This is a genomic window from Urinicoccus massiliensis (assembly GCF_900120405.1).
In the GTDB taxonomy this organism is placed as follows: domain Bacteria; phylum Bacillota; class Clostridia; order Tissierellales; family Peptoniphilaceae; genus Urinicoccus; species Urinicoccus massiliensis.
Genome location: NZ_LT635493.1, coordinates 782300 through 795270, shown reverse-complemented (window position 1 = coordinate 795270; position 12971 = coordinate 782300). Strand labels below are relative to the sequence as shown.

General features: G+C 40.2%; 11 protein-coding genes. All 11 read right to left on the bottom strand.

Going from position 1 to position 12971, the window contains the following annotated elements; all coding sequences use genetic code 11:
• Positions 1 to 136 precede the first annotated feature (136 nt).
• Complete coding sequence (locus BQ7400_RS08400) at positions 137 to 1057, bottom strand: alpha/beta fold hydrolase (protein ID WP_245759429.1); 921 nt, start codon at positions 1055 to 1057, stop codon at positions 137 to 139.
• 323 nt (positions 1058 to 1380) lie between these two features.
• Positions 1381 to 3546 carry a DUF3160 domain-containing protein gene (locus tag BQ7400_RS08395; RefSeq protein ID WP_072470138.1) on the bottom strand — a complete coding sequence of 722 codons (2166 nt, stop codon included), beginning with the start codon at positions 3544 to 3546 and terminating at the stop codon, positions 1381 to 1383.
• Positions 3543 to 4181, bottom strand: coding sequence for a hypothetical protein (locus tag BQ7400_RS08390; protein WP_083553314.1), 639 nt, complete (start codon positions 4179 to 4181; stop codon positions 3543 to 3545). Before BQ7400_RS08390 ends, BQ7400_RS08395 begins: the two co-directional genes overlap by 4 nt.
• Positions 4182 to 4769: 588 nt before the next feature.
• Positions 4770 to 6041: an ATP-binding protein gene (locus BQ7400_RS08385; RefSeq protein ID WP_072470137.1), complete on the bottom strand. Its 1272-nt coding sequence runs from the start codon at positions 6039 to 6041 to the stop codon at positions 4770 to 4772.
• A gap of 122 nt (positions 6042 to 6163) precedes the next feature.
• Positions 6164 to 6322, bottom strand: coding sequence for a hypothetical protein (locus tag BQ7400_RS10645; RefSeq protein WP_165478674.1), 159 nt, complete (start codon positions 6320 to 6322; stop codon positions 6164 to 6166).
• Between the two features lie 163 nt (positions 6323 to 6485).
• Entirely contained in the window at positions 6486 to 7133 is a 648-nt protein-coding gene (locus BQ7400_RS08380) for a class I SAM-dependent methyltransferase (RefSeq protein ID WP_072470136.1), read from the bottom strand.
• Positions 7108 to 7818, bottom strand: coding sequence for a succinate dehydrogenase/fumarate reductase iron-sulfur subunit (locus BQ7400_RS08375; protein WP_245759428.1), 711 nt, complete (start codon positions 7816 to 7818; stop codon positions 7108 to 7110). The genes BQ7400_RS08380 and BQ7400_RS08375 overlap by 26 nt, the downstream gene beginning before the upstream one ends.
• Entirely contained in the window at positions 7815 to 9359 is a 1545-nt protein-coding gene (locus BQ7400_RS08370; protein WP_072470134.1) for an FAD-binding protein, read from the bottom strand. The genes BQ7400_RS08375 and BQ7400_RS08370 overlap by 4 nt, the downstream gene beginning before the upstream one ends.
• On the bottom strand, positions 9356 to 9895 hold the full coding sequence (locus BQ7400_RS08365; RefSeq protein ID WP_009203875.1) for a hypothetical protein: 540 nt from the start codon (positions 9893 to 9895) through the stop codon (positions 9356 to 9358). Before BQ7400_RS08365 ends, BQ7400_RS08370 begins: the two co-directional genes overlap by 4 nt.
• Positions 9896 to 9905: 10 nt before the next feature.
• Positions 9906 to 10424, bottom strand: coding sequence for a DUF6921 family protein (locus tag BQ7400_RS08360; RefSeq protein ID WP_072470133.1), 519 nt, complete (start codon positions 10422 to 10424; stop codon positions 9906 to 9908).
• Positions 10425 to 10440: 16 nt separating this feature from the next.
• Positions 10441 to 12801, bottom strand: a complete 2361-nt coding sequence (locus BQ7400_RS08355; protein ID WP_072470469.1) for a heavy metal translocating P-type ATPase — start codon at positions 12799 to 12801, stop codon at positions 10441 to 10443.
• Between the last annotated feature and the right edge of the window lie 170 nt (positions 12802 to 12971).

Genomic DNA, 12971 nt, shown 5'->3' with positions numbered 1-12971 from the left:
GTTATAAAGTTCCGTTTTCACTAAGTCTGGAAATTTTTTACTATGGTCATTATCATTCGCCTTGTGTTCACTGTTAGCTGTTCATGAAAAAGATAGTATCCTATCTGCTCCTTAATATTAAAAAAGTTAATTGCTTCTAAATCTTTTCTTTTTTATTTGTATCAGGGCGTAAAAATTCTAGCACGTCCTGGTAAATAGTTTCTCTATCTCTTTCATTAAGTATTTCATGTCTCATGCCCTTATAAAGCTTGCTTTTAATATTTTTATATCCAAGACTTTTTAAAAATCTTTCTAAACCCTTAAACTTTTCTTTGCCTTGAATAACAGGATCGTCTTCTCCAGCTATTAAAAATATTGCTAAAGCAGTGTTTTTTGCTTTCCAGTCTCTGCCCTTGTAGGCTGACTTTAATAATTTAAATAGGTTGATAAAGGCATTTGTAGTAAATATAAAACCACAAAGCGGATCTGCCTCGTATGCCTCGACTGTGTCTGGATTAGAGCAAATCCAACCTAGCTGGCGTTCATATCCCTTGCTATATTGACCCACTGATAAAGCATTTAAAAATTTATTGGGCTTATATTTGCCATAGAAAATACTACTTATTTTTGCTAAAAATACTGCAAATCCCGCTAATTTATTCTCAGTTGGCGGGCCACATAAAACTATTTTCTCAAGCTCATGATCGTATTTCTTTAAATAATTTCTAGAAACAAGAGTGCCCATGCTATGACTAAACATTGAAATACTCAGCGAAGGATATCTTTCTTTTAAGTATTCTGTCACTTGATAAGCATCGTCAACAAGAACAGAGCTGTCCTCTGTATAAAAATATCCTAAGTGAGATGGGTCTTTAAGGCTAGCTCCGTGGCCTCTATGGTCATGAATCCCACAGATGTAACCGTTTTGAGCTAGGTAATTCATAAAATCGTAGTAACGCTCTTTATGTTCTGACATGCCATGAACGAGCTGAACAATTCCAATAGGATTAGAGCTTGGCTCCATGATAGCAAGTTCCAGCTCCAGTCCATCTTGCTTAGATTTTATTTTTTTATTCATCATCATTTCACCTACTATCGAATTACAATGTACTTATGAATACACTTCCTTCACACTCGTGACAGCAAGACTACCGTTTCCAGCTCGTTTGTTTTTTACGAGAATTTCTGAATTTTGTCCTTCTGTAGATACTTCTTCTATTTTCCATACCATTGGTCATATCTAATCCCTTTTTCATTTTTTGCAAGAAGGGCCTCACTGCACATCAGAAGGAGGGCAAGGGTACAAATAAGTCATTTTTTCATCTTTTCTTCTCCTTTATCTTGTGAAGAAAGGAGGGCCCGCTTTTTGGAGCCCTCCTTTGACAATTTTCATCTGTTTTTTTAATTATTTTCAAAGACACTATCTGCCTTGTATTCATCTGTCCAAGCTGGTTGTTTGATTGCCTCTTGTGTAGAGTTTTCATTATACAGGCCTTGCATCAACCGATTTTGAAAATCTTCGTCTGTCATTCTTTGGGGGGCTAAAAATTCATAGTAGGAATAAACAGGTCCCGTCCCTAGAATCAATTGTCCATCAAGGGGGTAGACCACATAGGCCACTTGAGTCATGCCAGACCCCACTTCCAGGTACTGACCAGGTTTAATTCCCAGGGTGTTGTCCACACTCACCATTAAGTCGGCTACTGTAGCCATGTTTCGGTCCGCTTGTTCTTCAATATCAAAGAAGTTTTCTGCCTTTTCATCATAGAATTTAACAAAAATATTTTCCATTTCTCCCCCAATATAGAAGAGTCTTTCTTGGGCTTTTGCATCTGGAGATTTCCCTTCTAGCTCCAAAATACTGGTGTCTCTTAGGAATCTAATTAAGTCACTAAAATTAGCTAGGTTCTTTTCATTGGCTTGGGAAAGAAGGTCGCGGTTCTTCAGATTTTCTGTCATGTAATTTAGGGTCCATAAAAGACGGTCATAAACGGGAACTCGAGGTTCTACATAGGACTTAGGGATGGGTTTTTCTTCGCCGCCACCACCCATTTCGGCTCCTACTTGCTTGCCATAGAGGATGGTGTCGTGTTTTAATTGGGCCCAAGACCCTAAAGCAGAGTTTAAATCCTTGGCTTCCCAGGCCTTGGACTTCATAAATTCTGGGAACTTTTCTTCCACTGGTTCTTGGTAGCCCTTGAGCATCCACAACCAAGACCGGTAGACATTTTTTCGACCTTCTTTTTCATCTTCTAAAACTTGTGCCACACTCTTGGCCTGCTTATAGTTCTTTGAAAAATCTGGCCACTCCTTATTTTCCTCATTGGCTTGAACCAGTTCATCCGCCAAGGGATTGCCCAAAAGGCCCATAATATCCACACCAGAATAGAGGGGACGTCGAGAGGGCTTTTGCGTATCCACCAGCATTTGCCCCAAAACATTGTCTAAAACCGCTCTTTGGGGTAGAAAGCGGAAGGACAACCCTTCGTAATACTGGATTTTAGGTTTGGGAATTTTTTCCAAATCTCCATAGACCTTATCTAAATTTTCCTTTTGACTCAGCTTGTCTACAGGCATCTCTTTTTTAAAATGCCTATAGTAAATTTGCCCCAACCCATAGGGATCCAAATCCTCTGCATTTTCCACTAAAAAATTTAAGGGATCATTGACATCTTCCCAAACATGGAAAGAGCTTTCTTCTTTACAGAGATTTTTTGCCATTAAAAGAGCTTGAATGGCATTATCTAGCAGCGCTTCTCTCTTGTCGTTGTAAAAGGTCATGGCAAGTTGAGAATACAGCATGGACCCTCGGAAATAATTGGTCAGTTCTTGGGACCGCGTATAGTGTCCTCGGGGTTTAAACTGAGAATAGTCCACAGTCTTATTTACCAAGGAAGATTGGCCTTTGCTTTCCCCTTGAATTTTTTCCAGTTCTTCTTGGGCCAGGTCCTTGGCTTCTTGGGGGATTTCCCCCTCCAAAGGCTTCGCAAAGAGGTCTGCTGCCATGGCAAAATAGGCCGTATTTTTAAGAGCTGCTTCTTTTACCAAGGGATCTTTTGCCGCCTGGTAATCTTTTGCCGACTCTTGGGCCATAATCTCATTTAATTCTTGCAGTTTAGGGGAAAATTTTTCCACTTCCAACTCCCGGAGCAGGGCATCATAAGAGATGTGAAAAAGGTGGAGAACAGAATCTGCCGTTACAAAATTTGGCTTGTAAGAATACTCATTTCCCTCATACCACTGAAAAGGCTGGTCCGTAACTGTTTTTCCATCGACAAAAAATTTATTTTTCACCAAGGCTTGCTTTTGTTCCTGGTTAAAATTCATATAGTCGTTGATATAGTCGTCTATATTGACAATATTTCCCAAGTCTTCCTGAACAACATAGGGAGAAACCTGTGCCGACACTTGGCTTTCCTTAAAGTCTGGAAAAACGACCTCCGTCTTCATCCCCTCCAAAGGATTTTCCATTCCTTGGTCTGTCTTGGTTTGGTCCGAAGCCTTTGGACTACACGATACCAGTAACAAACAAGCTAAGAGTCCTGCTAAGTACTTTTTCTTTTTCATGGTAATACAATCTCCTTTCCATTGATTTCTAAAAACTGGGTTTCCCCCTGATAACAAATCCACCCAGGCTTTTCTTCCAAAAGCGGTTTTTCCTCTAAAGGCCTACTGAGATAGTCCCGACTAATGTGAAAATTTGAATAGTGGTAGGCAGCCAAAAAATACTGATTCCCCCTCCTCTCCACCGATAAAATCTCCTCTCGCCCATCTTTATCAATATCATAGAGGGTAAAATCCTCCATGGGCAAACTGAGCCGAGAGGCCCGAAATTTAGCTTGAAGCTCTCCGTCCCGAATATTATAGAGGAAGGGACGTCGAGCCATTACCTGGTGGTGGGGGGCTTTTTTATAAACCCCCAGAGCAATCTCTACTTCCCCATCTCCGTCTACATCACCTAGGCAAAGTTTCCAAATATTTAGGGCGTTTTTCCCTTGAAACTTTTTCCATGTGGACTTTTGCCCCCTTCGGATTTCTATTGTATTTCCATACTTAGAAAAGGCCTTACGGTAAAGGACCAAGGTGACCCTTTCCTCCCGAGAAAGGGAAATTGTCTCTTCCAAAACCTTTATTTGAATTTGAGAGATTCCCAGGCAAAGAACCAAGATGAGGGCCAAAAAGACCAGAAGTTTTCCTTTCAAAAGAAGTCTCCTTTCTTGCTTTATTATACCCTGAAAAATAGGAGCCAAACAAGCTGTCTCCTATGGTTCTTGCTTTTTATCAGGCTACACAGGCTAGCCCCTACTACTCGGCGAAATTAAGGCCATGCTGTTAGACCTTTGTGCCCTAGAAAGATTGTATTCTCCCTCACATTTTGTAATGCGTAGTATATAACAAATTGTTTTAATCCATACTCTGATCTGCTTATGGAACATAATAGAACCATTTTAATATTTTATCAAATATTTGCAGGTTGAACTGTTTCCACAAGGTGCTTTTAAGATTTCTTTTGAAAATCCTAAAAGCCATTGATTTCAACACTTTTATAGCTTGTTATTCTATTTTCTTGCCCTCAATACTACCGTCTCAGCCGTCGAATCTTGCCAATGGTCGCACCCTCACGTGCGCTTTTCTTGGAGATTCTTGGCATAATCAAGACCTAACATGATGAGCGAAAGCGAATCAATAGGGTTAGGGCTTCAACGTGGCTTGAGTGAACAGTATAAATAAAATTTAATATCTCTCAAAAGCCTCGTATGTGGGAATATATCCATAAATGCTAGAAACTATTAAGGTCTTAAAGCAGTAATCGGTATTACGTACACACCATCCTCTCTTTTATAGGCAAAAGGAGCTTTTGCACATAAGACCATCATAAATGATGGATTGGACATATTATTTGTATCTATTTTGGATGCCAAAGCTTTTAAAGTTTCAGCACCTTCTTCAATTAATTTATCTCCACCGAGTTTAATCTCTACTAGACCATAAGCTCCATTTCTTAAATGGATTACTGCATCACATTCTAACCCGTGCTTATCTCTATAGTGATAAACTGTTCCATCTAAAAAATCCGTATAAATCCTTAAATCTCGAACACATAAGTTTTCAAACAAAAATCCCATGGTATTTAAATCATCTAGTAAATCCTTAGGACCTATGCCTAAGGATGCCGTTGCAATAGATGGGTCTGAAAAGTATCTGGTATCTGTTGTTCGTATGGATGTTTTCGACCTTAAATTTGGACTCCAAGCTGGAGAATCTTCAATCACAAATATTTTTCTTAGGGCATCAAGGTAAGAATAAAGGGTTCCCTGATCAAATGTATCTGATTGATTCGCTAACATATCTTGTCGAATCGTTTCTAGCGAACTTTGTGTGCCTACATGTCTTGCATAGGATTTAAGTAGCCTTTTTGCCTTTTCTTTATCCCTTTTTACCGAGTCCACTCTACTAATATCAGTTGAAACAACAGCATCAAAATAATCTATGGCTTGGAATAAGGCTGGTTTTTCATCTAAACCAATTGATTTTGGCCATCCACCTCTACATATAAAAAAAGCTATTTCTTCAAGACTGGTTTCATCCATCGCCGAGATGTTTTCTCCTTTAAATAAATCCCTGAGAGAAATCTCTCCACTTGAATCCTTTGATTCATATAGACTCATAGGTCGCATTAGAAGTCTAGAAATTCTACCCGTACCCGTATGCATTGAGTCATCAAATTCATTAAATACTACTGAACCAGTTAATATAAATTGACCAAATTCATCCCTATTATCAACCTCATAACGCACAGCATTCCATAAATTAGGTGCTATTTGCCATTCATCAATCAGTCTTGGGATTTCTCCTTCAAGTAAAGTACTAGGAGAAAGTTCTGCCATTTGCTGATACTGTCTTGTCATATCTGGTCGGTCCATAGATATAAAACTTTTTGCCTTTTGTTTTGCTGTTGTTGTCTTGCCACACCATTTAGGACCTTCAATTAAAACTGCTCCTTTTGCGTCTAATCGTTCTTCCAATAATTTATCTACAACTCTATGTAAATACTTTTTCATTATTTCCTCCCATACTCACTACTTAAGTGGAGTTTATCACTTATTCAAGTATTTGTCTATAATTTATTCAAGTACTTGTCCATTTTCTGTTCAAGTATTTGGTCATTTATTGTTCTATATTTTTATTCAAGCACTTGTTCGTGTCCTATTTTCTTATATTTAAGATATAATACTTTTGGAACAAGCCCTTGCCATATGTAGCGGGGCTTTTTTGCAATCAAAAGACCCGACTTGGTCCGCTTTAATAAGCAGCCTGTCGGGTCCTGTTCAAGTTTATTCAAAAAATTATTTCCTCACCATCAAGGCAATGGCCTCAACTTGTTCATCATTGCCCAAACTTATATTCAAATTATAATCCCTTTTATATTGATTTTTTCTTACGGAATAGAAGAAATTTCTAGATTTCTTATAATCTTGATAGTTTAAACGCAAAAGCAAAATCTGTTAAGATACTTTTTGAGCAATCATTACACCGATCGGTGCAAGACCTCCATATACCAATTTCATTTCAACTACTGAAAACCCATATTCCTCAATAAAATCTTCAAATTGATTTTTATTCCATTCTTGATAAATCTTAAATCCTGAAATAGACATCAAACTCTTTATAATTTTTCTTTGTTTTCCTTCTTTCCATAGAAAGGTAGGAGCAAACAAAATCCCATTAGGTTTTAACACCCTATATATTTCTTTCATTGCCTCATCTGGCTTAGGCATAATATGAAGTGCATTTGCGATTAGCACACAATCAAATTTTTCATAAGCAAAAGATAGTGATGTTGCGTCAGCTATTTCAAATATAAGGTTTTTGGCTTCTCCACGCTTCCTCGCTTCAAGAATCATTTTTTCAGAGAAATCTGTGCCAATCCAGCTTTCAGTATGCTTTGAAAGACTAAACGAAAATTGTCCTGATCCGCAAGCAAGTTCAAGCACCTTCATATGTTTATTCAAATGAGGAGAAATGTATTCGCAAATTTTATCATAAGCTCCTTTATCTTTTTTCATAAAAGGTGCATACAGCTTGGCAAATTTGTTCCAGAATTTTTTATAGCTTTTATCATCCTTTTTATTTGCCCCAAACAGCCGCTGCATTCGACCTTACAAGCAGTTCTTCCACAGGCAGACAAATCGGACAAATATCATGACAAGATAACGACTTCCCGCATCCTTCAAAAAATCTCTTCTTATATTCAGCAGAAATCTCATTCAAATGAGTGTTTTCCTGTTCTTCATTCAGAATCCGAAATGCGTTGACTGCAGCAACAGTGCCTGCGAAAGTCCCATTTGCAGAGAAGTTAGGACACACTTCAAGGCAACAGCCACACATCAGACAGCGTGCCGACTGGTATCTCGGTTCATGTGTCCACGAACTCATATAAGCTTCACTTTCAAGCCAAAGGTTCAGTTTTTTCAAATTTTCAAACAGATTTGACCGGTCAACGATCAAATCTCTTACAAGCGGAAATTTGCTTAAAGGTTCCAAGATGATTGTAGAACCTTTTAACGTATGTAGAAATGTAGAGCATGCCAACCTCGGACGTTCGTTAATCAGCATGGCGCAAGCCCCACATTTTCGCACCATACAGCTACATTCCCAGCTGATGGGAGTAACTATATTTCCTGAGTTATCTTTCAAAGGGGTTCTACTGTTCAATTCCTTTAGAACAGTGGCAACAGAGCTGTTTTTGCTTCCGTCATACTCAAATTCCTGCCAATAACTGTCTGATTTCTGACTCTCCTGCCGCCTGATTCTTATTTTATATACCAAGTGAATCACCGCCTTTCTGGAACAGGTACAAAGGAAATCTGTATCTGCTTTCCATCAAATCTGGCTACCGTTGTTTTAAGGTAATCATCGTCATTGCTCTTCGGATGATCCTCCCGCCAGTGTGCACCACGGCTTTCTTTTCTTGCAAGAGCACTCTTTAGAACTGCCATGCCAAGCAATGGAAGATTTCCTGTCAGCGCTTGTACCGTTTGAATCCCATTTAACAACGTATTCTCATTTCTGACAACGCCCATAGCCTCCTGCATCACTTTGTTTAATTGCTTTATTTCTGAAATTTGAGACGCTGGCGGAAAATCTATCTGTGTCGCACAAGATAGATCTACTACATCTGCCTGTTCGCATGCTGATTTTGCCGCAACACGCCCTCCGTATAACGCTCCTAACAGAGAATTTCCACCAAGACGGTTGGCACCATGATATTGGGCACAGCATTCTCCGGCAGCGCAAAGATTCTGAATCGGCGTTCTGTGCTGCTCATCCACCAGAATGCCTCCCATAAAATAGTGAATTCCCGGTAAAACAGACACCGGTTCCTTTCGTATATCTTTATGCAGATAGGTCATACAATCGTCTGCCAGACCAGATAGCTTATTTGAAATAATCTCCTCCGATATTTCCGTCATGTCAAGAAATACCTCTGATTCATGGCTGACCTTCCATATCTCTCTGGCGGTAATATCTCGTGGCATCAGATTTCCAAGCTCCGGGTATTTTTCCTCCATGAAATACCATTGTTTTCCATCTTTCATGGCAAACAACCTGCCACCTTCCCCTCTGGCCGCCTCGCTGATGAGCATGCGTTTTCCACCACATTTCACAGTTGTCGGATGATACTGGATCATCTCGCCATTTGCCAGAGGAAGACCAAGCCGGAACAATTCTGCGGTGACTTCTCCTGTATTGCTCAGCGAACCCGTTGTATTTCCAAACAATCCGTGCATACCACCGGTGGCAACAATAACCGCATCCCCCGGTAATTCCACAGTCTCCTGACTGTATTCATCCCTGATTACGCAGCCACAACAAATATTGCCACACAGACGAAGTGTTAGGAAAGAATGATGGCTGAACCGTTCTACCATACCAGATGCTTCTTTCCTGCGAACAGCGTCTATCATAGCTGTCATGATCTGCTTCCCGGTATCGCTCTGTGCAAAAGCAGTCCGTTTCTTTTTCTGCCCGCCAAAATTCCGCAGATCCACATCATTATAGCCACTCATGTTAAATTTAACTCCAAGTTTTAGCAGCCAGTGCACCAGCTCCGGTGCTGCCTGTGTCATTCCCCAAACTGCATTTGGATCTGCCAGACCACATGCTGCCTTTATTGTATCTGTAAAATGTTCTTCGGGACTGTCGTTTTCATCTTTTGTATTCAAAGCTGCGTTGATACCGCCCTCCGCCATAACAGACTGTGCCCGCTCTGACGGAAGGGAGGAAACCAGTTTTACATTGCATCCATTTTCCGCTGCCTGCAAAGCCGCTGAAAGTCCTGCCAGTCCAGCACCTATAATAATAATTGTCTTACTCATAGATATTGCCACCCAATATAATATAAAATAACCGCTCCCGCTATAAAAAGAAGAAGCACCGAAAGGATCAAATAAATATCACTCCTTCGTTCTTTATAACTGATGATTCCCAGTGATACGAGCAATGGGCGGATATTGATAAAAATATGAACAAAGATTGCCGCTACGAACAAAAGCTGAGTTACCATCTTTACAGTTGTAAAAGGGAACAAAATATATGTCCCATTCTGCACCTTTCCAAACAAGCCAATATGGAATAACAGCAGAATCAGTATTGCCATCCCACTGGCTCGTCTCGCCCAAAATATGACGTTTTGTTTCAGATACATTTTTCCTGATTGCTTCGCTGTCTGTAAACTCTGAACCGTCAGGATGACACCAATCACCGTATGCACAACAAGAATACCAACACCAATCCATGCAAGAAGTTTCCCTGCACTACTTCCAACTCCGTTCAGCATAAAGCTGCCCATGATTCCATGAATCATAAAAATGAGAAGCATTAAAACAGACAAAATCGTATTCCATTTTCTCATAAATTTCCGCTCACCTCATTTCTTCGCTGTCCATAATCATATAGTCCATCTGTGTTAGCGTTGTAACGTCAATAAAATCATCCGATGTCAGGAATACATCATACTTTCCACTTACCACTCTTGATAGCATCATTGTGTTACTGTACTCTTTCAGATCTACCAAAAAACCGGCCTGTTTCAACCTATCACAGAGTTTCTTAGCATAACTGACAAGCGGATAATCCGTCTCAGACACATATAACCGAAAACTAATGTCCGTTTTCATGAGATCTGTTTCATTTGTTTCCGAATCGTCCAGTGCCAATTCTTTTAATTTATTCCGGGTGTTCTCATTGTCGAGACCATCTGACATCATATTAATACCGAGAACATAAGAGCCTTCCAACTGTGCGGCGGCTTGGGCAGCTTTTTTTGCTTTCGGTGTTACTCCTGTGACTGCATCAATCATAGAGGGCGGTGAGTGCAAAAGTACACCGAAACCTGCAAGAAAAACAATTGTAACTGCTAACAGAATCAATTTCCGTTTCACATTGCCACCTCGTTTCTTATTTTTTTAAAATCCTCATTGCGTTCAAAACGGCAATTATGGTAACGCCTACATCACCAAATACAGCTTCCCACATTCCAGCTATACCCAGAGCACCAAGGATCAGGAACACACTCTTAATTCCAAGGGCAATCACTATATTCTGCATGACAATTTGCTTTGTCACTTTTGCCACATCAATCGCATCCACCAGCTTAGATGGTTCATCTGTCATCAGAACCACATCCGCAGCTTCAATGGCCGCATCTGAACCAAGACCACCCATTGCGATACCAACATCCGCACGAGCAAGGACAGGAGCGTCATTGATACCATCACCAACAAAAGCTAATTTGCTTCCCTGTCTCTTTTTACTGTCTAAAAGCTCAACCTTTTCCACTTTTTGATCAGGAAACAGTTGTGCATAATATTCATCCAACTGCAATTCTTCCGCAACAGCCTTTCCGATTTTTTCATCATCACCAGTAAGCATGACTGTTTTTTCCACACCGATATGTTTCAAATCAGAAATTGCTTTTTTGCTGTCCGGCTTTACTTCATCTGTTATCAGAATGCATCCGGCATATTGACCATCTACCGCTACATAAACCTTTGTACCAACTTTTTCACAGGCTGTGTACTCCACATGCTCTGAATCCATAAGTTTCGTATTGCCGGCATAAACTTTCTTCTTTCCTGCCATGGCACTGATTCCATATCCGGAAATTTCCTTGTAATCAGAGATAACTGATTGGTCAATTTCTTTTCCATAAGCAGAGAGAATGGATTTTGCAATAGGATGGTTAGAAAAGCTCTCTGCCTGGACCGCATACTCCAGAACCTGTTCTTTTGAAAATCCATTGGCAGGCAGAATATCAGTCACATTGAAAACACCCTTTGTAAGTGTTCCAGTTTTATCGAACACAATAATGCTGACATTATTAAGCGCCTCTAAATAATTACTTCCTTTTACAAGAACACCTCGTTTAGATGCCGCACCAATACCTCCGAAGAAAGTCAGCGGGATTGAAATGACCAATGCACATGGGCAAGATACCACAAGGAAAACAAATCCTCTGCGAATCCACTCTGTCCAACCTCCACCAAGAAGGATCGGTGGCAGAATTGCCAGAATAGCTGCTAAGATTACAACAACAGGAGTGTAATAACGTGCAAATGTAGTAATGAAATTTTCTGTTGGTGCTTTTCTACTGGACGCATTCTCCACAAGATCAATAATCTTTGAAGCAGTAGATTCACCAAATGCTTTCGTTGTCTTAATCGTTAAAACACCCGTCTGATTCATACAACCAGAAAGTGCTTCGTCTCCTTTATGAACGCTTCTCGGAACCGATTCTCCAGTTAAAGCCCTCGTATCCAGCATAGAATCTCCATCCAATACCACACCGTCTAATGGGATTTTTTCACCAGGCTTTACAATAATAATCTCGCCAATGGCAACACTTTCAGGAGATATGGTAATCAATTCTCCGTTCCTTCTGACTGTAGCACAATCCGGACGTATATCCATTAAATCTGATATAGATTTTCTGGAACGCTCAACAGCCAATGACTGGGAAAATTCACCAATTTGATAGAACAGCATAACAGCAACTGCTTCCGGATATTCACCAATGACAAAAGCACCAATCGTAGAAACGCTCATCAGGAAATGTTCATCAAACACACGTCCCTTTGAAATATTCCTCACAGCTTGCCATACAACATCCCCGCCAAGAATAATATAGGAGACAATGAGAAAAACTAACTCGACAGGCTGTGGCACTTTCGCAAAAACTGTCAATGCCATACCAATACCATAGATTGCTGCGCCAATCGCTAAACGAATCGTCAACTTCTTGTCCTCATTGTTATAGGATGTATTGGTATCCTGTTTTTTTCCCGGTATATAAGATTCCTGTGCAATTTCGGAAACTTCTACATCTGGCTCATGGCTGTGGACAATCGTTTCAATCTGACTGGCTATTGTATTTGCGGCAACTGGAGCAACATTGATTGTCAGCGTCTGCTTCATCAAATTTACAACTGAGGATTGTACTCCATCCAATTCTCCGACTTCTTTTTCAATTTTTGCAGAACAATTCGGACAATCCAATCCCTTTAACGAATAACTCTTTGTAACATTCATAACGGTTTCTTCCTGAACTTCCACATCGGGCTCATGACTATGAACAATCGTTTCAATCTGACTGGCTATCGTATCTGCGGCAGCTGGAGCAACATTGATTATCAGCGTCTGCTTCATCAAATTTACAACTGAGGATTGTACTCCATCCAATTCTCCGACTTCTTTTTCAATTTTTGCGGAGCAGTTCGGACAGTCCAAGCCCTTTAACGAATAACTCTTTGTAACATTCATAACGGTTTCTTCCTGAACTTCCACATCGGGCTCATGACTATGAACAATCGTTTCAATCTGACTGGCTATCGTATCTGCGGCAGCTGGAGCAACATTGATTATCAGCGTCTGCTTCATCAAATTTACAACTGAGGATTGTACTCCATCCAATTCTCCGACTTCTTTTTCAA